The following is a 20,675-nucleotide window of genomic DNA, read 5'->3' as shown; positions in this document are numbered from 1 at the left end:
GGGCGGGTCCCCGGGGGGCGTTCCCTAAGGGACGATTCCGGGAAGGCCGGGGGCCTGCGGGGCCGCCCGGCCTTTCCCGTACCCGTACGCTGGAGGGCAGACCGCCTGCCGTGGCCGCCCGGGGCTGCGCGGCCCGAGATGGAGGGATGCGGACCTCATGGACGTCGTCGTCGCTCTGCTGGCGCTGTTCTTCGTGCTCTGTGTCGCGGCGGGCGTGGTCCTGACCGTGAAGGCCACGCGGGCGGTGAAGCGGGGCGTCGAGCGCACGGTGGCCGACACCCGCAGAACGGTCCAGGAGACGACGCTCAGGGCCCGCCGCGCGGTGCAGCCCGGCGCGGCCGGCGACATCGCGGGCCTGCGGCTCTCCCTGCGCAACTCCATCGACGCCACCCGCCGCGAGCTGGAGCACGCGGTGCAGGGCGACCCCGGGCTGCGGGAGTCGATCGGCCTGCTCGACCGGCTCCACGAGTACGCGCGCCAGGTCGACGGCGAACTGCGGCACCTGGAGCGCGAGCCGGACAAGTCGCGCATCGCCGAGCGGCTGCCGGAGCTGCGCGGCCGCGCGGAGCGGATCGCGCAGTCGGCGAACTCGCTGCGCTGGGCGGCGCAGGACCGCGCGCGGCACACGGCCCAGGACGAGGACGGGCTGGACGCGCTGACGACGCAGATCGACCTGGAGACCGGCGCGTTGCGGCACTGGACGCCGGCTGACGGGCAGGAGACCACCGCCCCGGGCGCCGCGTCGTCCGAGGGGCCGTCCGAGGCGGCTCCCGGTGAAAAGGCGCGGCCGGCGGACGGCGCGGGCCGGTCGCCGAAGCAGCCGCCGGCGCTGTCGTCCGGTGGGACGCCGGAGGGGCAGGACGCCTTCCAGGCGCTGCTGTCGAAGATCGAGAAGATGCGCAAACCGGAGTCGGCGTAGCGCTGTCCGCGGCCGGGACACCGGGCGTGACCTGGGCGGGACCGCCTAGCCCGTACGCGCCGTGCGGGCCCTCGGATGCGGGGTGTTCGGCAAGCCCAGTAGTGTCTTGGGCATGTCCTCCGATGTCGCGATCGTCGCCGATTCCACGGCCTATCTGCCTCCCGAGGCGATGCGGCGGCACGGCATCATCTCCGTCCCGCTGACGGTCGTGCTCGGTGACCGGGCGCTGGAGGAGGGCACCGAGATCTCCGCCCGCTCACTGGCCGAGGCGCTCCGCAAGCGGAACCCGGTGACGACCTCGCGGCCCGGTCCGGCGCTCTTCGCGGCGACGTACCGGAAGGCGGCGGAGGCGGGCGCGCGGGGCATCGTGTCGCTGCACCTGTCCGCGGAGTTCTCCGGGACGTACGACGCGGCGGTGCTGGCGGCGAAGGAGGCGCCGGTGCCGGTGCGGGTGGTGGACACCCGCATGGTGGCGATGGCCCTCGGCTTCTGCGCGATCGCCGCCGCGGAGGCGGCGGAGGCGGGCGGCACCGTGGACGACGCGGTGGAGGCGGCGGAGCGGCGGGCGGCGGGCACCTCGGCGTTCTTCTACGTCGACACCCTGGACTACCTGCGCCGCGGCGGCCGGATCGGCACCGCCCAGGCGCTGCTGGGCTCGGCGCTGGCGGTCAAGCCGCTGCTGCGGCTGGACGGCGGGCGGATCGAGCTGCTGGAGAAGGTCCGTACGGCGAGCCGGGCGATCCTGCGGCTGGAGGAGCTGGTGCTCGAACGGGCGGCGGAGGGCCCGGTGGACGTCGCGGTGCACCACCTGGCGGCGGCGGAGCGCGCGGCGGAGCTGGCGGACCGGCTCCGGGAGCGGGTGCCGGGGCTCGGGGAGCTGCATCTGAGCGAGGTGGGCGCGGTCATCGGGGCGCACACGGGGCCGGGGCTGCTGGGCGCGGTGGTGTCGCGACGGGGCGGCGCGTAGCCGCGGGTTGTCCACAACCGGCGAGTTATCCACAGGAATTGCCGGTGATCAGCGGGGGTGGGGGCGGGGCTCGTACCTTCGGGCCATGAGCGCACGAACGGGTACGGAGACCAGGGGACCGGGCCGCCACGAGCCGCGCGGCCGCCGCCGGCGGGGGAGCGGGCCGGCGGGGACGCCGCGGACCACGTCGCGGGAGCACCTGCGCCAGAGAGCAACGACGATGCTCGGCCCGCCTGTCCGCCACCCCACGGACGACCCGCGCCCGCATCTCCGCTGGACGAGCAAGGACCCGCCCCGCTTTCCTCCGACAGGTACGGCGGGTGCGGAGGGGCCGGGGCCGGCGAAGCCGGGACGGTCCGCCGAAGGCCGGCGTACGGCGGGGGAGCCGCACGGGCCGCAGCCCGCGGAGCCGGCCGCGCCGCCGGGGTGGCGCCGGGGCGCTCCGCCTCCAGCGGCGGAGGAAGCGGGCCGAGCGGCGCCCGGTGCCTCGCCATCGCCCTCGCGCTCACGCCCGGACGGCACCGATCGGCAACCGCCCGAGGGGGACGGCGGCCAACCGGCCCGCGACCGCGGGGAGGTGGGGCGATGGGAGCGGTGGGGGGTCGCGGTGCGGGAGCGGTTGCCGGTGTGGATCCGGCTGCGGTGCGGGCTGGAGCCCGGGACGTGCGCGGCCCTGGTGCTGGTGCTCGTCGCCGGGGTCGCGCTCGCCGCGTATCACTTCTGGTCCGGCCGCCCCCAGCCCGTACACCCTCCGGAGGCACGCGGCTCGGCGCCATCGCCCGCCGCGGAGGCGGCGGTGCCGGATGCCGCCGGGGAGCCCGGCGCCAGTGCGGCGGCGGACGTGGTGGTGGACGTCGTCGGCAAGGTGCGCGAGCCGGGTGTCCACCGGCTGCCTGCCGGGTCCCGCGTCGAGGACGCCGTACGTGCCGCGGGCGGTGTCCGCCCCGGCGCCGAGGCGGACGGACTCAACCGGGCGCGGCCGCTGGTCGACGGCGAGCAGATCGTCGTCGGCGAGCCGCCGCCCGCGGCGTCGGGCGCGCCACCGGGCCCACCGGCGACGGGCCCGAGCCCACCGGCGGGAGGCGGTTCGCCGGCGACCGGACCGAGCGCGGTGGTGAGCCTCAACTCCGCGACGCTGGAACAGCTCGACGCCCTGCCGGGCATCGGCCCCGTGCTGGCGCAGCACATCATCGACTTCCGCGACCAGAACGGAGGCTTCACCGACATCGAGCAACTCCGCGACGTGAACGGCATCGGTGACAGCCGCTTCGCGGACCTCCGCCCCCATGTCCAGCCGTGACCCCGCCCCGACCACGGCCACCGCCGCACCTGGCCGGTCCCCGGCACCCCGGGGCCGGTTACCCGGCCCGCCGCGGGCGGACGGTACGGCGGGCCGGGCCCCCGCGGCGGAGGGGCCGGTCGATCTGCGGCTGGTGCCGCCCGCGCTGGCCGCCTGGGCGGCGGCGGCGCTGGCGCTGGGCCGGGAGGGCGCGGCGGTGCCGGTGGCGTGCGGTCTGGCAACGGCCGTCGCGCTGGCGCTGCTTGCCGCCGCCCGCCTCCGCGGGAGGTGGCACGGGCTGCGCCCGGGACGCGGCGCCGCCACCGTCCGCCCGGCCGCCGCCGCGCGGTCGCGGGTGCTGGTGGCCGGGGCGGCGGCGCTGCTCTGCGGTGCGGCGGGGGCGGGCGTTGCGGCGCTGCACGGTGCCGACCTCCACCGGGGGCCGCTGCCCGCGGTCGCCGAACGGTACGGGCAGGCCACCGTCGAGATGGAGGTGACCTCCGACCCCCGGCTCACCCGCCCGCAGGCCCGCGGCCCGGCCGCCGTCCCCGCCGCCGTACTCCTCAGGGCCGAAGCCCGCCACGTCACCACCCGCCCCACGGACACGCCCCGGGCGTCGCCGAAGAGCCCCGCACCACAGACCGCCGCCGGCCCCCCGGCCGCCCTTCCCGCACCGCAAGCCGCCGCTCCGGAGCCGACCACCTCCGCCGATCCGACGCCGACTCCCCCCGCCACAACGGCCGTCGGCGCACCCCCCGAAGCCGCCGGCCCGGCTCCCACGCCACCCGCCACCGCCCCGCAGACCGCCCGCGTGCGGACACCCGTGCTGGTCCTCGTGCAGCCCCGTGACGCCGCCGCGCGGGACGCGTGGCTGGGGCTTCTGCCCTCGACCCGGGTGCGGGTCGACGCGCGGGTCTCGCCGGACTCCGGGGGCGGCCGGGCCGTGGGGGCCGTGCTGCGGGTCGCCGGGGACGGGCCGCCGGACGTCGTGGGCGGGCCCAGCGCCGCGCAGCGCGCCGCGGGCGCGCTGCGGGCAGGGCTGCGCGAGGCCACCGACGGGCTCACCGCCGACGCCCGCGCGCTGCTGCCCGGGCTCGTCGTCGGCGACACCTCCCGCATCCCCGCCGAGCTCCAGGACGCCTTCCACGCCACCGACCTCACTCATCTCCTCGCCGTGAGCGGAGCCAACTTCACGATCCTGCTCGCCCTGCTCATCGGACCGCCCCACCTCGCCGCCCGCGCCGAGCGCCGCGGGCTCGCGCCGCGGCTCGGCATTCCGCTGCGCGCGACGGCGCTCCTCGGCGGGCTCCTCACCCTCGGCTTCGTCGTCGTCTGCCGCCCCGAGCCCAGCGTCCTGCGGGCGGCGGTCTGCGGGCTCCTCACCCTGCTCGCCCTCGGCACCGGCCGCCGCCGCTCCCTGCTGCCCGCCCTCGCCGCCGCCGTCCTGCTGCTCGTCCTCTACGACCCGTGGCTCGCTCGCGAGTACGGCTTCCTCCTCTCCGTCCTGGCCACCGCCGCGCTGCTCACCCTCGCGCCCCGCTGGAGCGCGGCGCTGCGCGCCCGCCGGGTGCCGCCGCGGCTCGCCGAGGCGCTGGCAGCGGCCGGGGCCGCGCAGGCGGTGTGCGCGCCCGTCGTCGCCGTGCTCGCGGCGCGGGTCTGCCTGGTCGCGATTCCGTGCAACCTGCTCGCCGAGTTCGCCGTCGCGCCCGCCACCGTCCTGGGGTTCGCGGCGCTCGCCGTCGCCCTGCCCGCGATGCCCGTCGCCGAGGTGCTGGCGACGCCCGCGGGCTGGGCGGCGGAGTGGATCGCCGCCGTCGCCAGGACCGGGGCGGCGCTGCCCGGCGCCACGTACGGCTGGCCGGGCGGGTGGTACGGCGGGCTGGCCCTGGCCGCCGCGACGCCTCCCCTCCTGCTCGGCTTCCGCCGCCTGGCCCGCCGCCGGTGGCTCTGCGTCGCCTGCGCCCTCCTCGTGCTGCTCGCCGTCCTCCGCCCCGTCCCCCTCACCCGGGTCCTCACCGGCTGGCCGCCCGCCGGCTGGCGCCTCGTGGCCTGCGACGTCGGCCAGGGCGACGCGCTCGCGCTGGCCGCGGGCGACGGGGAGGCGGTCGTCGTGGACACCGGACCCGACCCCGCGCTGGTCGACCGCTGCCTGCGCGACCTCGGCGTCCGCCGTATCCCGCTCGTCGTCCTCACCCACTTCCACGACGATCACGTCGCCGGTCTGGCCGGCGTGCTGCGGGGCCGGGCCGTGGGCGCCATCCAGGTCGGCGGCCTGGACGAACCCCCGGGCCAGGCGGCCGCGGTGCGCCGTACGGCCGCCGCCGCGGGCGTGCCGGTGGTCCGCGCGCGTCCGGGGGAGCGGCGCCGGGTGGGCGGGCTGTCGTGGCAGGTGGTGTGGCCGGCGGCGGGCGCACCGCCCCCGGCCGAGCCGAACGACGCCAGCGTCACCCTCCTCGTGGAGACGGCCGGGCTCACCGTGCTCCTCCCCGGGGACCTGGAGCCGCCCGCCCAGCGCGCGTTGCTCGCCGCCGTCCCCCGGCTGCCCCGCCTCGACGCGCTGAAGGTGCCGCATCACGGCTCGGCGTACCAGGACCACGAGCTGCTACGGCGCCTCAGACCCCGCTTCGCCCTCGTCAGCGCGGGCGCCGGCAATCCGTACGGCCACCCCTCGCCCCGTACCGTCGCCGCCCTGCGCGCCCAGGGCGCCGCGGTGCTCCGCACCGACCTGCACGGCCCGCTCGCCCTCACCGCCGAAGGAGACGCAGAGGACCGCGCCCCCGCCGCCACCCTCGGCGGCAGCTAGCCGGGCCGGAAACGGATCCGAACGGGCCGGTGAACTCCGGCACTTGACCCAAGCCCGCCCCAGCCGTCACAACCTGGCGGTGAACCCCCGGTTTGCATAGAAAGCAGAACCAGTGCTCGAATGAGTGCCCGAGCCACTGAAATTCCACGGGGGTGGATGCTTCATGATCGGTCGTCTTCGGCGCAGATCCCCGGCCACGGCAACCCGGCGCGGCGCCGGTCTGGTCGGCGTGCGGGTCCCTGCACACGCGGGGGTGCTGAGCTGCCGCGTGCTCGACCCCGTCGACCAGCCGCTGCCGCAGGCGGAGATCGTGCTCGCCGACGCCGCCGGGCGCAAGGTCGTCAGCGGCGAGAGCGACCCGTTCGGCACCTTCGTCGTCGCGGTCCCGGCCGGGAGCTACCGGCTCTCGATCAACGCCGAGGGCTTCACCCCGTACCGCGGCGAGATCGAAGTCGCGGAAGGAGCCCACAACTCCCTCGGCGACCTCGCCCTCGGCCCCTCCCCGCTGCCGCAGCTCCCGCCGCCCGGCGACTGGGAGATCGACCCGGCGCACACCACCATCGCCTTCGTCGCGCAGCACATCGGCATGGCGCGCGTACGCGGCCGGTTCAACGCCTTCAACGGCGCCCTGCGCATCGGCCGGCGCATGGAGGACTCGGCCATGCGCGTCGCCATCAAGGCGGCCAGCATCGACACCAACATCAAGATGCGCGACGACCACCTGCGCTCCCCGGACTTCCTCGACGTCGAGCGCTACCCGGCGATCGAGTTCGCCAGCGACCGCTTCCTCCACCGCGGCGGTGCCCGCTGGGCCGTCACCGGCGCGCTCTCCATCCACGGCGTCAGCCGCACCGTCACGCTCGACACCCGCTACCTCGGCACCGGTTACGGCATGGAGGGCGAACTGCGCGCCGCCTGCCGGGCGACGGCCGAACTGCACCGCGAGGACTTCACCCTCAACTGGCAGCACATGCTCGCCCGCGGCATCGCCGTCGTCGGCTCCAGCATCCAGATCGAACTGGACATCCAGGTGGTGGCGGCAGGCTGACGCCACGGGCCCGCGCCGTGCGCCCGGCCGGTCAGCCAGCCGGGTCGTCCGGCACGGTCGCGGAGCCCTCCAGCCAGCCGTCGTACGACTCGGCCAGTTCCTCCAGACCCGCCGCCGCCTCCTCCCGCGCGTCCTCGACGACGACGAGCCACTGCGCGTCCTCCGCGTCGTCCTCGCCGGCCAGGGCGTCGCGGATCAGTTGCGGCTCCCCGGCCAGACCGAAGCGCTCCACGGCCAGCCCGGCCACCTCCTCCGCGGCGTCGCGGTCGGGCAGCACGAGTACGAAGGTCAGGTCGCTCACGCCGCCCATTGTGCCCGCGGCCGCGGGCGGTGTCGTACCGGCGTGGGATGCTGTACGGCGATGGCAGCCACGACGCGGAACCCCAGGACCAGCAAGGGCGGCAGCGCCGGCGGCGACCCGCTCACCCCCGTCACGCTCGCCGTGGGCCAGGAGGACCTGCTGGTCGACCGCGCGGTGCAGGAGGTCGTGGCCGCCGCCCGCGCCGCCGACCCCGACACCGACGTGCGCGAGCTCACCCACGACGCCCTCCAGCCCGGCACGCTCGCCGAGCTGACCAGCCCGTCGCTCTTCGCCGAGCGCAAGGTCGTGGTGGTGCGGGGCGCGCAGGACCTCGCCGCCGACGCGGTGAAGGACGTCAAGGCGTACGTGGCCGCACCCGCCCCCGAGATCACCCTGGTGCTGGCGCACGCCGGCGGCGCCAAGGGCAAGGGCCTGCTGGACGCGGCGCGCAAGGCCGGCGCCCGCGAGGTCGACTGCGCGAAGGTGACCCGCCCCGCGGACCGGCTGGCGTTCGTGAAGGCCGAGTTCCGGGCCGCGGGCCGCACCGCGACGCCGTCCGCCTGCCAGGCGCTGGTCGACGCGATCGGCTCCGACCTGCGGGAGATGGCCGGCGCCTGCGCGCAGCTCGCGGCCGACGTGGAGGGCACGATCGACGACGCGGTCGTCGCGCGCTACTACACGGGCCGGGCCGAGACCTCCGGCTTCGAGGTGGCCGACCGGGCCGTCGAGGGCCGTACGGCCGAGGCCCTGGAGGCGCTCCGCTGGGCGCTGGGCACGGGTGTGGCCCCGGTCCTGCTCACCAGCGCCCTCGCCCAGGGGGTCCGCTCCATCGGCCGCCTCGCCTCGGCCCCCCGCGGCATGCGCCCCGCCGACCTGGCCCGCGAGCTGGGCATGCCGCCGTGGAAGGTGGACCGCGTCCGCCAGCAGATGCGCGGCTGGACCGCGGACGGCGTGGCGACGGCGCTCCGCGCGGTGGCCCAGGCGGACGCGGACGTCAAGGGCGGCTCGGACGACCCGGCCTACGCGCTGGAGAAAGCCGTGGTCACCATCAGCACAGCCGCCCGCCCCCGCTGACCGGGCACCTACGGGTCCGGGAGCCACCGGGGAACGACCGCGGCGCCCGGTCCGCCTCCGTGCCGTGGCCCGGGCCCGACGCGCCCATGCGCAAGGCCCCGCCGGGGCCCTGGGGAGGGGCTGGGACGGGGCCTTGCGGAGTTGCTGTGCGCCGCACCCGCGTGGCGAACGCAGGCCGCGTGCGGCGTGGTGTTCTCGGTGCCCGACCGGAGCGGAGTGAGAGGGCTCGCGACTGCCGGCCGGGGGTGGGCCCCCGGGGGCCCGGGGTCAGGACTGGAGGGCCTGGACGCGCTTGGCCAGGGCGGCCTTCTTGTTCGCCGCCTGGTTGCGGTGGATGACGCCCTTGCTGACCGCCTTGTCCAGCTTGCGGGCGGCGGCGCGCTGCGCCTCCACGGCCTTCTCGGCGTCCCCCGCCTCGACGGCCTCGCGAGTACGGCGGATCGCGGTGCGCAGTTCGGACTTCACGGCCTTGTTGCGCAGCCGGGCCTTCTCGTTGGTCTTGATCCGCTTGATCTGGGACTTGATGTTCGCCACGTAGCTGCCTCTTGAGAGATGTTCGTCGATCGTCCTGTGGGACCTGAACTGCCGGACCTCACCGGGTCCAGGCACAGTGGCTCAGGCTACCAGCAGCCAGGACGGCCGCCCAAACCGCTCCCGGCCCCGCGCGCATGGGACCATGGGGGCGACGAGTGCAGACACGCCCCTCCCTCCCGACAGGACCCCTAGGTGCCCGCGACCGAAACCACCGTGCCGCAGCCCAGCCGTACCGAGCCCGCGCTGATCCGCAATTTCTGCATCATCGCGCACATCGACCACGGCAAGTCGACGCTGGCCGACCGGATGCTCCAGATCACCGGAGTCGTCGACAAGCGCCAGATGCGCGAGCAGTACCTCGACCGTATGGACATCGAGCGCGAGCGCGGCATCACGATCAAGTCCCAGGCCGTACGCATGCCGTGGTCGCCCTCCGAGGGCGAGAGCAGCGGCCGGGCGCACATCCTCAACATGATCGACACCCCGGGGCACGTCGACTTCACCTACGAGGTCTCCCGCTCGCTCGCCGCCTGCGAGGGCTGCGTGCTGCTGGTGGACGCCGCGCAGGGCATCGAGGCGCAGACCCTCGCGAACCTCTACCTCGCGATGGAGAACGACCTCACGATCATCCCGGTGCTGAACAAGATCGACCTGCCCGCCGCGCAGCCGGAGAAGTTCGCCGCCGAGCTGGCCGGGCTCATCGGCTGCGACCCCTCCGACGTGCTGCGCGTCTCGGCGAAGACCGGGGAAGGGGTCGAGGCGCTGCTCGACGAGGTGGTCCGGCAGGTGCCGGCGCCGGTGGGGGTGAAGGACGCCCCCGCCCGCGCGATGATCTTCGATTCCGTATACGACTCGTACCGCGGCGTCGTGACGTACGTGAAGGTCGTCGACGGCACGCTCGGCAAGCGCGAGCGGATCAAGATGATGTCGACCGGCGCCCAGCACGAGCTGCTGGAGATCGGGACGAACTCGCCCGAGATGACCCCGGCCGACGGCCTCTCCGTCGGCGAGGTCGGCTATCTGATCACGGGCGTCAAGGACGTCCGCCAGTCCAAGGTCGGCGACACCGTCACCCGGCTCACCAAGGGCGCCACCGAGCCGCTCGGCGGCTACAAGGACCCCAAGCCCATGGTGTTCTCCGGGCTCTACCCGGTCGACGGCTCCGACTATCCCGAGCTGCGCGACGCCCTCGACAAGCTCCAGCTCAACGACGCCGCGCTGGTCTACGAGCCGGAGACCTCGGCGGCGCTCGGCTTCGGCTTCCGCGTCGGCTTCCTCGGCCTGCTGCACCTGGAGGTGATCAGGGAGCGGCTGGAGCGCGAGTTCAACCTCGACCTGATCGCCACCGCGCCCAACGTGATCTACCGCGTCGTGCTGGAGGACCGCACCGAGCACGTCGTCACCAACCCCAGCGAGTTCCCCGTCGGCAAGATCGAGGAGGTCTACGAGCCGGTCGTACGGGCGACGATCCTCACCCCGAGCGAGTACATCGGCTCGGTCATGGAGCTGTGCCAGAACCGCCGCGGCACGCTGCTCGGCATGGACTATCTCTCCGAGGAGCGCGTCGAGATCCGCTACACGCTCCCGCTCGCCGAGGTCGTCTTCGACTTCTTCGACCAGCTCAAGTCGAAGACCCGCGGCTACGCCTCCCTCGACTACGAGCCCACGGGCGAGCAGAGCAGCCAGCTCGTCAAGGTCGACATCCTGCTCCACGGCGACAAGGTCGACGCCTTCTCCGCGATCACGCACAAGGACAAGGCGTACGCCTACGGCGTCCGTCTCGTCGCCAAGCTGAAGGAGCTGATCCCGCGGCAGGCGTTCGAGGTGCCCGTGCAGGCGGCCATCGGCTCCCGCGTCATCGCCCGCGAGACCATCCGCGCCATCCGCAAGGACGTCCTCGCCAAGTGCTACGGCGGTGACATCTCCCGGAAGCGGAAGCTGCTGGAGAAGCAGAAGGAGGGCAAGAAGCGGATGAAGATGGTCGGCAACGTGGAGGTGCCGCAGGAAGCCTTCATCGCGGTCCTCTCCTCGGACGAGGACGGCAAGGCGAAGAAGTAGCGGCTGCCGCCCCGGGCGGCGCGAAGCGGAATCGTACGGACCGGGCCGGGCGCGGGACCCCCCGCCCGGCCCGGCTTCGAGACCTATCCGAGCCTTGCAGACCCTTACGCCGTTCGATGTCACCCTCTAATCTGCTGGTTACTCGCCAGTTACCAGCGAAGAGCAGGGCCGGAGGATGCAGTGACCGAGACCGAAACCCAGACGAAGCTGGACAGCCGCCCGCCGTCCGTCGCCACGCTCTTCCTTGACCGCGTCGAGTCCACCCCCGACCGGGAGGCGTTCCAGTACCCGGTGCCCGCGGCCACCGCCGGCGAGGGCGACGAGTGGCGGTCGCTGACCTGGGCGCAGTCCGCCGAGCGGGTCTTCGCCATCGCCGCCGGGCTGCTCGACCTCGGCCTGCAGCCCGAGGAGCGGGTCGCGCTCGCCTGCAACACCCGGCTGGAGTGGATCCTCACCGACCTCGGCATCCTCTGCGCCGGCGGCGCCAACACCACGGTCTACCCCAGCACCAACGCCGAGGAGACCGCGTACATCCTCGCCGACTCCGGCAGCCGCGTGCTCGTCGCCGAGGACGCCGCCCAGCTCGCCAAGGCGCGCGAGATGCGCGCGGGGCTGCCCGACCTGGCGCACGTCGTCGTGGTGGAGGCGGCGGACGCCGTCGCCGCCGAGGGCGACCCGGACGGCTGGGTGCTCTCCCTCGCCGAGCTGGAGCGGCGCGGCGCCGACTATCTGGAGAAGCACCCCGAGGCGGTACGGGAGCACATCCGGGCCCTGCGCCCCGAGCAGCTCGCCACCCTCATCTACACCTCCGGCACCACGGGCCGTCCCAAGGGCGTGCGGCTGGCGCACGACGCGTGGTCGTACATGGGCTACGCGATCGAGGGCATCGAGCTGGTCATGCCGGAGGACACCCAGTACCTCTGGCTGCCGCTCGCGCACGTCTTCGGCAAGGTGCTCACCGCCGGGCACATCAAGGTCGGGCACGTGATGGCCGTCGACGGCCGGATCGACAAGATCATCGAGAATCTGCCGGTGGTCCGGCCCACCCAGATGTGCGGCGTCCCGCGGATCTTCGAGAAGGTCTACAACGGCGTGGCCGCCAAGGCGAAGGCCGGCGGCGGCGCCAAGTACAAGATCTTCCTGTGGGCCGCCGAGGTCGCCCGCGAGTACGCGCGCGTCACGCAGGACAACCACCGCCGCACCGGCAAGCGCACCGCGCCCGCCGGCCTGGCGGCCAAGCACGCCCTCGCGGACAAGCTGGTCTACGGCAAGTTCCGCGCCGCCTTCGGCGGCCGGATGCGCGGCATGGTCTCCGGATCCGCCGCCCTCGCCCCCGAGATCGGGTACTTCTTCGACGGCGCGGGCGTCCCCATCCTGGAGGGCTACGGGCTCACCGAGTCCGCCGCCGCCAGCTTCTGCAACCGCCTGGAGACCTACCGCACCGGCACCGTCGGCAAGCCGCTGCCCGGCTGCGAGGTGCGGATCGCCGACGACGGCGAGATCCTGCTGCGCGGCCCCGGCATCATGCAGGGCTACCACGGACTGCCGGAGAAGACCGCCGAAGTGCTGGAGGACGACGGCTGGTTCCACACCGGCGACATCGGCGAGCTGTCCGACGACGGCTTCCTCCGCATCACCGACCGCAAGAAGGACCTGATCAAGACGTCCGGCGGCAAGTACATCGCGCCGAGCGAGGTCGAGGGCCAGTTCAAGGCCGTCTGCCCGTACGTCGGCTCGATCCTCGTCATCGGCGCCGACCGCAACTTCTGCACCGCGCTGATCTCCCTCGACGAGGTGGCGCTCACCGGCTGGGCGAAGGAGAACGGCCTGGCGGACAGGTCGTACGCCGAACTGGTCGCCTCCCCGGAGGCCCGGGAGCTGGTCGACGGGTACGTGCAGCAGCTCAACGAGCGGCTGCAGCGCTGGCAGATGATCAGGAAGTTCCGGATCCTGCCGCGGGACCTCGACGTCGAGCACGGGGAGCTGACGCCGAGCCTGAAGCTGAAGCGTCCCGTGGTGGAGAAGGAGTACGCGGACCTCATCGAGGACATGTACGCGGGCGCCAGGGAAGCCTGAGCCCTGGCTGTTTTTCGACGCGCCCCCGGGGCCGGAAGTGCCGTGCGGCGATGGCCGCTTGCGGCCGGTCCGCGGGGGCGCGTCCGTTGCCGTACACGGGGACTGGAAGGGTGTTCAGGGGTGTGCGGGCGGCGTGTGCGTCGCCGGTCGCGCCCCTCGAACGTGTGACGTACGCGATCCCGTTGACGGTGGCCGCGGGCCCCGCGGCAGGGCGGTGAGAGAGCCGCTCCCGGGAGTGCGCAGGTCTCGTACGCACGCGTGTCCACCGCGGTGAGCTGTGTCTTCGCCGTGACGGACGGTGCGGCGGTGCCTCACCGGCGGCCCGTGGGAAGGGCCGGGCGGGGGTGGCCGGAGGGGGTAGTCCGGGGGGTGAGGCGGGGGTCGGATGGGCCATATCCGGTCACCAGTTGTGTCACTTGGTGCATCTGGGCGAGCTCAGTCTGTCACCCTGGTACGTGGGGAACGCCCGTATGCCGGGATTGGGCCGGGAGAGGACAGTGGGGACGACCTTCGCAGTGCAGGCCGTACGTCGATCCACCGTGGTGTCGGTCGTGCGAAGAGAGCCCGCGGAGCCGGACGGCGGGGCAGGCGGGGACGGCGGAGGCGGCACGGAAGGTGCCGACGACGCGGACGGTACGGACGGTGCGGACGACGTGCCGGCATCCGGCGGGGAGACCCGCGGCGGCGCCCGCGGAGCGCACCGTACGGCCGCCCGGGGCGACGCGGACGGCGAGGCCGCGGACGACGGCGGTGACGGCGGCCGGGACGGCTCGGGGGAAGACGGCGCGGACGCACGGGCGGACGGCTCCGCGGGCACCCGCACGGAGGGTCCCCCGGACGGGAACACGGACGACGGGATCGAGGGCCCGGCGGAAAGCCCCGCCGTGGGTGCGGCCGCGGACGCCGCCCCCGGCCCGCAGGGCGTGACCGACGTCGCCCTGACCCTCGCCGCCGGAATGCCCGCGGCCGCGGCGGCCCGCCGGTTCGTACGCGAACTTCTCGCCGGCCGCGCCGGGCCCGAGGTCGACGACGCCGAGCTGCTCACCAGCGAGCTGGTCACGAACGCCGTGGTGCACGCCGGCACCGACGTACGGGTCCGCTGCCGGCTCGTCACCGAGGACGCCACCGCCGCGGGTCTCGCGCGCGACGGCGCCGCCGCCGGCGGTCCGGCCGCGGAGCCGACGCTGCTGGTGGAGGTCACCGACGGGCACGCGGCCCGGGTGATGCCGCTCCCGGCCCCCGAGGAGTCCTACGGCTACGGGCTGCAGCTCGTCGCCGCGCTCGCCGACGCCTGGGGCGTGGAGCACCGGCGCAGCGAGAAGACCGTCTGGTTCCGGATGGGCCCGCTGCGCGAGGTCGCCGACGAGCCTGCCGACGAAGACCCGGCCGCCGCGGCACCCGGCCGGGAGACGGGCGCGGCGCACGGCGGGCCGGGCGCGCACGGCACGGGCGCGGTACCCGACGACGCGGCCCACGGCCGGGGCGTACCGCATCACGCGGACGGCTCCGGCGGCGACACCGTCCGCGGCGCGCACGACCTCGCCGACGACGACCCCGCCGACTCGTACACCGACCCGTACGCCGCCCACTCCGCACCGTTCCGCCTGCCCAGCCAGGCCACCGCGCACACCCCGCGCAGCGCCACCGACCCCGAGCTGCGCGGCGGCGGCCCCTGGGCCGGCGTCGGCGCCTTCTCGTTCCTCGCCGAGACCTCCGACATGCTCGCCGGGCAGTTCGACGAGGACATGGTCGCCTCGCTGGCGACCCAGCTCCTCGTCCCCCGGCTCGCCGACTGGAGCGCCGTCTGGCTCGAAGGCGCCGACGGCGCCGAACCCCGCCTCGCGCAGGTCTGGCACGCCGCCGAGGAGCGGATCTCCCCGCTCCGCCATGCCCTGGAGCAGTGCCCGCTGCCGCCGCCCGACGCCCGCCCCGTACCGGTCGCGTGGCCCGGCGGCAGCGGCGGCGTCGCCCGCGGCCCCGGAGACGCCGGCTACGGGCTCGGCGGCCCCGCGCTGGCCTGCCCGCTGGTCGCCGGCGGCCGGCGCGTCGGCACGCTGCTCTTCGGCCGCGCCGGCGTCGCCCGGATCGGCGGCGACGTCGTCGCCGTCGTCACGGACTTCGCGCGCCGCGTCGCGCACGCCGTCTCCGCCGCCCGCCAGTACACGCGCCAGGTGACCATCAGCGAGGTGCTCCAGCGCGGTCTGCTGCCCAGCGGCATCGCGGAGATGCCGGCCATGGACACGGCCGTCGTCTACGAGCCGGCCGAGGGCGCCGCCGCGGGCGGCGACTTCTACGACCTCTTCCCCAGCGGCAGCGACCGCTGGTGCTTCGCCCTCGGCGACGTCTGCGGCCAGGGCCCGGAGGCGGCGGTCGTCACGGGCCTGGCGCGCCCGGTGCTGCGGCTGCTGGCGCGCGAGGGCTACGGCGTCGCCGACGTGCTCGCCGGCCTGAACCGCACGCTCGTGGAGCACGCCTTCGAGGCCGTCGAGGCGGCCACGGCGTTCGGGCTGCCGCCGGAGCAGGCGCGGTTCCTGTCGCTGCTCTACGGGGAGCTGGTGCCGTACGAGCACGACGGCGGCGGCGTCCGCTGCACCGTGGCCAGCGCCGGCCACCCGCTGCCGCTGCTGCTGCGCAGCGACGGCGGGGTGCGGGCGGCGGCGGACGCGCAGTTGCTGCTGGGGGTGCTGGACGACGCGGAGTACTACAGCCAGTCGTTCGACCTGGAGCCCGGCGACACGCTGCTGTGCGTGACGGACGGCGTGACGGAGCGGCGGTACGGGGACCGGCTCTTCGACGACGGGGACGGGCTGGCGGAGGCCCTGTCGTGCTGCACGGGGCTGGGCGCGGCGGCGGTGGCGGAGCGGATCAGGACGGCGGTGCACGATTTCGCGCCGGCGCCGCCGCGGGACGACCTGGCGATGATGGTGCTCCAGGCGCGGGGGACGGAGCCGGGCGGGTACTGAGCCGGGGCCGGACCGGAGCCGGGGCTGCGCCGGGGGCGGCGTACCGGGGAGTCCGGGCCTTGCCGGCGGGCGGGGGACAATGGGGCGTATGCCCTCCGTACTGCCCGATGGCGAGCCCGCGCCCGAGGACGGGACCCTGCCCGCCCACGCGCTGGCCGGGGCCGCCGGCCGCCCCCTCGGCTTCTACGCCCACGTTCCGTACTGCGCCACGCGCTGCGGCTACTGCGACTTCAACACGTACACCGCCTCCGAACTGCGCGGCACCTCGCGCGACGACTACGCCGCCACCTTCGCCGAGGAGGTCCGCCTGGCCCGCAAGGTGCTCGGCGACGATCCGCGCGAGGTCGAGACGGTGTTCTTCGGCGGCGGCACGCCCACGCTGCTGCCGGCGGCGGACCTGGGGCGGATGCTGGCGGCGATCCGCTCGGAGTTCGGCCTGGCGGCGGACGCGGAGGTGACGACGGAGGCCAATCCGGAGTCGGTCGATCCGGCGTATCTGGCGGAGCTGCGGGAGGCCGGGTTCAACCGGATCTCGTTCGGGATGCAGAGCGCGCGGGAGCACGTGCTGCGGGTGCTGGACCGTACGCACACGCCGGGGCGCCCGGAGGCGTGCGTGGCGGAGGCGCGGGCGGCGGGGTTCGCGCACGTGAACCTGGACCTGATCTACGGCACGCCGGGGGAGACGGACGACGACTGGCGGGCGTCGCTGGCGGCGGCGCTGGCGGCGGGTCCCGACCACGTGTCGGCGTACGCGCTGATCGTGGAGGAGGGCACGCAACTGGCGCGGCGGATCCGGCGGGGGGAGGTGCCACCGACGGACGACGACGTACACGCGGACAGGTACCTGATCGCGGAGGAGGTGCTGTCGGCGGCGGGGATGGAGTGGTACGAGGTCTCGAACTGGGCGGTGCCGGGGGACGGCGCGCGCTGCCGGCACAACGAGCTGTACTGGACGGGCGCGGACTGGTGGGGCGCGGGCCCGGGGGCGCACAGCCACGTGGGCGGGGTGCGGTGGTGGAACGTCAGGCACCCGGGCCCGTACGCGTCCGCGCTGGCGGCGGGCCGGTCGCCGGCGGCGGGCCGGGAGGTGCTGACGGAGGAGGACCGCAGGGTGGAACGGATCCTGCTGGAACTGCGGCTGTCGGCGGGCTGCCCGCGGTCGCTGCTGCGCCCGGCGGGGGCGGAGGCGGCGTCGCGGGCGGTAGGGGACGGCCTCCTGGAGCGCGGTCCTTACGAGGAGGGGCGTTTGGTGCTGACGCTGAGGGGGCGGCTGCTGGCGGACGGGGTGGTCCGGGACCTGGTGGACTGAGGGCCCGCCCGGCGCCCCACCGCGCACAGAACGCACGATCTCGCGTGATCCCCGTGATTCCCGCAATCCCCACGATCCCCGCACACCCGCCCAAGGGTATGCGTCTCCGCTGACAACGCGGGTTTCACCGAGGCCGGAGCGGAGCCGGGCATGGGGTTGCGGTCGGGTCCGCAGGCGGGTGCGTGCGGAGGGGCGGAAGTCGGCCGGCGAGGGCGGAAACGGGCCGAATCAAGGGCTGTTACCGCGAGTTACGACCGGATTCCTCCGCCGATCCCGCACGCGTACGCCGCCCCCGCCCGCCGGACCCATGCGGCGGGCGGGGCGCCCGCCCCGGGGCGGGCCTGAGTACCGTCGCCCGCCCCGGGTCCGCCTCTCGGCCGCGGTCTGCCCCGGCGACCGGGAGGCGGGTTTCAGTGGGGATGGCGGCGGATGAGGACGTTGGCGTCGCTCACCGCCGACCAGTCGCCCTTCCCGCGGGCCGCGGCCCGGCCCGCCGCCAGTTCGGCACACCTGCCGCAGCCGGGGGCCGGAGCGGCGTCCGCGGGCGGGAACACGTCGGACAGGTGGATCGGGTCGGCCGCGGAGGTACGGCGCGGGGGAGTGGTCACGGTCGTCCCTTCAGTGACAGCGGGGCGCTGACGGTGATTCGCCCGTGGCTCAGTTCGAGGTCGTTCTCTCCCGCGGTGGTGACGCAGTAACCGCCCGCCCGGTGAACCGCGTGGCGCAGGATCGCACTGTCCCCTCGGTCCCAACTGATGCGGTCCCACGTGGCCACCAGGCACACCGCGGAGTCGGCGGCCTGGCGCATCGCGTAGACGAGCATCCCCCACTGCGCCCGCTGCCAAGCGCACAGCGCCTGGTCCCCGCGGTCGACCCACTCCCCGGCCACCACCCAGCCCTGCTCGGCGGCATACCGCCTGCAACGCACTATGCGCTCGTCCAGGGCCGCGGTCGTCAGTGTGGCGTGCCGGTCGTAGATGAACGCCAGCGTGGGCCGGGGCGGGTGGGTGTCAGGGGTCTCCATCACGCTCGCCTGTCGTCGGTGATCAGGTCGTCACCGACGGTAGGGGCGGCCGGAGCGGGGAAGGGGCAGAGATCCTGCCCCTCGCATGCCCGTTCGCTACGCGGCCAGGAGTCCGATCTTCGTCGCGAGCGAGGCGGCGCGCCTCCTGCGCGCAGGACTCTTGGCCTCGGACTCCTCAAGGATGATCCGGCGGGCGTACCCGTTGTAGCGGATCGTCTCGGGAGCTGCGGCGTTGGCCTTCTCCAGCGTCGCCAGGGCGACGTCGGGCTGGCCGTTGAGCTGGTAGGCGCGGGCCTCTTCGATGCGGTGCCGGGCCCGTCGCGGGTGGCTGGGGATGACGACGGCGTCAGTGCGCGCCGCTTGCCGTACGGACTCGCCTCCGGCGTGCAGCTCCACCGCCACCGTGACCGCGTGCGCGCCCATGATGGCCGCGCCGAAGCTGGTGACGGGGTGGTAGTAGCCGGCGGGGAGGTGCCCGGCCTTGGCGCGTGCGTCGTCCCAGTGCGCCCAGGCCACACCGGAGGCGCCCCGGCGGGCGGCGGTGTAGCCGAGCTCGAAGTCGAGCGCACCGGCGATGGCCAGCACGCGGTCGTCGGCCTCGGCCAGCAGCGGGCGGAGGTAGTCGATGGCCGCGCGGTTGACGTCGTCGGCGGCGTCGAAGTCCCGCGGGCCGGCGTCGCGGTGGGCCTGGGCGAGCAGCCAGGCGGCGGTTCCGATGGCGTGCGGGTCCTCGCTCTCCTGGGCGGCGACCATGCCGCGGTCGGCGACGCGCCAGAGGAGCGAGCTGTCGGGCTGGTAGGCGAGGAAGAACTGCGCCAGCGCGTACGTCTCGGCGAGCAGCGACTGCGCGCGGCGGCGCTGTGCGGCGGTCTCGGCCTGTCTCGTGGCGAGATGCGCGTCCAGAATCAGGTCGGGCAGCAGTGCGCCGATGACTTCGCGGTGGTCGGGGGCGGAATGGCGGGCGCTCCACGCTCGGTCAAGGCGGGCCCGCAGGTGCGGCAGGCTCGGGGCCTGGCGGTCGCCGGGCAGCGGGAAGCGGTTGAGGGCGTCGCGGACCGCGGGGAGCCTGGCGTGTCCCGGGCCGATGAACATGCCGACGCGCATGGACTGGTCGCCGGTGAGGTCGGCGAGATCGCGTACGCGCAGCACCTCGGCGATCCGCAGGATCATGGGCAGCTTCGGCAACTGGAGTTTTCCGGTCTCCACTTGCTTCACCCACGACGGCGACTTGCCGAGCAGCCCGCCCAGGACGGGCCGGCTCATGCCGCGGCGCTCGCGCAGGATCTGCATCCGCTGGCCGAACGCGAGTGGTTCCGTGAGCGGGTCGGGGGCAGCGTCTGATGACGTCACGGCCTTACCTCTTCTCTGCGGCTCGACAATGCCAGGGTAGGAGGCGGGGCCGGTTCTGTGCGCGGTCGGACACAAAGAGTGCGGTTTCGGGGAACGTGAGACAACGCCGTCCGCCACGGGGGTGGTCTTCTCCCCGGAACCCTCAGGAAGCCGGGGCCGTGACGAAGTCGATCAGTTCCTCCACCCGGCCCAGCAGTGCCGGTTCCAGGTCGCGGTACGTCCGTACCGAGTCCAGGATCCGGCGCCACGCCGCGCCCGTGTCCGGGGGCCAGCCCAGTTCCCGGCAGACGCCCGTCTTCCAGTCCTCGCCCCGCGGGATCCTCGGCCACGCCGCGATGCCCACAGACGCGGGCTTGACCGCCTCCCAGACGTCCACGTACGGGTGGCCCACCACCAGCGCGTGGGCGCTCGTCACCGACTCCGCGATGCGCCACTCCTTCGTGCCCGGCACCAGGTGGTCCACCAGCACTCCCAGCCGCGCGTCCGGGCCGGGGGCGAAGGCGGAGACCACCGACGGGAGGTCGTCCACGCCCTCCAGGTACTCGACCACCACGCCCTCGACCCGCAGGTCGTGGCCCCAGACGCGCTCCACCAGCTCCGCGTCGTGGCGGCCCTCGACGTAGATGCGGCCGGCGCGGGCCACGCGCGCCGTGTGGTCGCGGACCGCGATCGAGCCGGAGGCCGAGAGCAGGGGGCCCGCGGGGCGGGTACGGCCGGGGCGTACGAGCGTCACCACCCTGCCGTCGATCATGAAGCCCCGCGGGGTGAGCGGGAACACCCGGTGCTTGCCGAAGCGGTCCTCCAGCGTCACCGTCGGGCCCTCCGCGGTCTTCTCCGTGCGGATGACCGCGCCGCAGAAGCCCGTCGCCACCTCCTCCACCACCAGGTCGGGCTCGGCCGGCACCTCGGGGGCGGGCTGCTGCGGCTTCTTCCAGGGGGGCGTGAGGTCGGTGTCGTAGCGGCGCACGGA

General features: G+C 74.9%; 16 protein-coding genes. 10 read left to right on the top strand and 6 right to left on the bottom strand.

All coding sequences use genetic code 11. The features are described from left to right. Nucleotides 1–157 precede the first annotated feature (157 nt). The 5 genes from DMB38_RS09495 (at nucleotide 158) to DMB38_RS09475 (ending at nucleotide 7,016) form a co-directional block, all read left to right on the top strand. The gene (locus DMB38_RS09495) at nucleotides 158–919 is read left to right on the top strand and encodes a hypothetical protein (protein WP_125934799.1); all 762 of its coding nucleotides are present in this window, start codon (nucleotides 158–160) and stop codon (nucleotides 917–919) included. A 112-nt stretch (nucleotides 920–1,031) separates the two neighbouring features. Beyond that, the gene (locus DMB38_RS09490; protein ID WP_047015757.1) at nucleotides 1,032–1,886 is read left to right on the top strand and encodes a DegV family protein; all 855 of its coding nucleotides are present in this window, start codon (nucleotides 1,032–1,034) and stop codon (nucleotides 1,884–1,886) included. A gap of 607 nt (nucleotides 1,887–2,493) precedes the next feature. Beyond that, nucleotides 2,494–3,186 carry a ComEA family DNA-binding protein gene (locus DMB38_RS37660; RefSeq protein ID WP_346429501.1) on the top strand — a complete coding sequence of 231 codons (693 nt, stop codon included), beginning with the start codon at nucleotides 2,494–2,496 and terminating at the stop codon, nucleotides 3,184–3,186. Nucleotides 3,187–3,331: 145 nt separating this feature from the next. Continuing rightward, a complete protein-coding gene (locus DMB38_RS09480) occupies nucleotides 3,332–5,968 on the top strand; it encodes a ComEC/Rec2 family competence protein (RefSeq protein ID WP_125938917.1) in 2,637 nt (878 codons plus the stop codon). Between the two features lie 163 nt (nucleotides 5,969–6,131). Continuing rightward, the gene (locus DMB38_RS09475) at nucleotides 6,132–7,016 is read left to right on the top strand and encodes a YceI family protein (RefSeq protein ID WP_125934798.1); all 885 of its coding nucleotides are present in this window, start codon (nucleotides 6,132–6,134) and stop codon (nucleotides 7,014–7,016) included. Nucleotides 7,017–7,047: 31 nt separating this feature from the next. On the opposite strand, the gene DMB38_RS09470 is transcribed toward DMB38_RS09475, so the two are convergent. Then, nucleotides 7,048–7,317, bottom strand: coding sequence for a hypothetical protein (locus tag DMB38_RS09470; protein ID WP_125934797.1), 270 nt, complete (start codon nucleotides 7,315–7,317; stop codon nucleotides 7,048–7,050). A gap of 60 nt (nucleotides 7,318–7,377) precedes the next feature. Between DMB38_RS09470 and holA the strand changes: the two genes are divergently transcribed. After that, nucleotides 7,378–8,391, top strand: coding sequence for a DNA polymerase III subunit delta (gene holA, locus DMB38_RS09465; RefSeq protein ID WP_125934796.1), 1,014 nt, complete (start codon nucleotides 7,378–7,380; stop codon nucleotides 8,389–8,391). Nucleotides 8,392–8,658: 267 nt separating this feature from the next. Here holA and rpsT read toward each other — a convergent pair whose 3' ends face one another. After that, nucleotides 8,659–8,925: a 30S ribosomal protein S20 gene (gene rpsT / locus DMB38_RS09460; protein ID WP_027770079.1), complete on the bottom strand. Its 267-nt coding sequence runs from the start codon at nucleotides 8,923–8,925 to the stop codon at nucleotides 8,659–8,661. Between the two features lie 192 nt (nucleotides 8,926–9,117). On the opposite strand from rpsT, the gene lepA reads away from it, so the two are divergent. The 4 genes from lepA (at nucleotide 9,118) to hemW (ending at nucleotide 17,331) form a co-directional block, all read left to right on the top strand. Continuing rightward, a complete protein-coding gene (lepA, locus tag DMB38_RS09455) occupies nucleotides 9,118–10,983 on the top strand; it encodes a translation elongation factor 4 (protein ID WP_125934795.1) in 1,866 nt (621 codons plus the stop codon). A 180-nt stretch (nucleotides 10,984–11,163) separates the two neighbouring features. Next, the gene (locus tag DMB38_RS09450) at nucleotides 11,164–13,059 is read left to right on the top strand and encodes an AMP-dependent synthetase/ligase (RefSeq protein ID WP_164715952.1); all 1,896 of its coding nucleotides are present in this window, start codon (nucleotides 11,164–11,166) and stop codon (nucleotides 13,057–13,059) included. Between the two features lie 539 nt (nucleotides 13,060–13,598). Continuing rightward, nucleotides 13,599–16,022 (top strand): SpoIIE family protein phosphatase, encoded by a 2,424-nt coding sequence (locus tag DMB38_RS09445; protein ID WP_125938916.1) that lies wholly within the window; start codon nucleotides 13,599–13,601, stop codon nucleotides 16,020–16,022. An 88-nt stretch (nucleotides 16,023–16,110) separates the two neighbouring features. Beyond that, entirely contained in the window at nucleotides 16,111–17,331 is a 1,221-nt protein-coding gene (hemW, locus tag DMB38_RS09440; protein ID WP_125934793.1) for a radical SAM family heme chaperone HemW, read from the top strand. A gap of 410 nt (nucleotides 17,332–17,741) precedes the next feature. Here hemW and DMB38_RS09435 read toward each other — a convergent pair whose 3' ends face one another. The 4 genes from DMB38_RS09435 to DMB38_RS09420 all read right to left on the bottom strand — a co-directional run bounded on the left by DMB38_RS09435 (nucleotide 17,742) and on the right by DMB38_RS09420 (nucleotide 20,672). Then, nucleotides 17,742–17,939 carry a hypothetical protein gene (locus DMB38_RS09435; protein ID WP_125934792.1) on the bottom strand — a complete coding sequence of 66 codons (198 nt, stop codon included), beginning with the start codon at nucleotides 17,937–17,939 and terminating at the stop codon, nucleotides 17,742–17,744. After that, a complete protein-coding gene (locus DMB38_RS09430) occupies nucleotides 17,936–18,355 on the bottom strand; it encodes a recombinase family protein (RefSeq protein WP_125934791.1) in 420 nt (139 codons plus the stop codon). Before DMB38_RS09430 ends, DMB38_RS09435 begins: the two co-directional genes overlap by 4 nt. A gap of 96 nt (nucleotides 18,356–18,451) precedes the next feature. Then, nucleotides 18,452–19,705 (bottom strand): helix-turn-helix domain-containing protein, encoded by a 1,254-nt coding sequence (locus DMB38_RS09425; protein WP_276314949.1) that lies wholly within the window; start codon nucleotides 19,703–19,705, stop codon nucleotides 18,452–18,454. Nucleotides 19,706–19,847: 142 nt separating this feature from the next. Then, nucleotides 19,848–20,672: a DUF3097 domain-containing protein gene (locus tag DMB38_RS09420; protein ID WP_125934790.1), complete on the bottom strand. Its 825-nt coding sequence runs from the start codon at nucleotides 20,670–20,672 to the stop codon at nucleotides 19,848–19,850. Nucleotides 20,673–20,675 lie beyond the last annotated feature (3 nt).

This window comes from Streptomyces sp. WAC 06738, assembly GCF_003945505.1.
In the GTDB taxonomy this organism is placed as follows: domain Bacteria; phylum Actinomycetota; class Actinomycetes; order Streptomycetales; family Streptomycetaceae; genus Streptomyces.
Note: the sequence above shows the minus strand (reverse complement) of the source record. Positions and strands in the feature narration are given on the sequence as shown.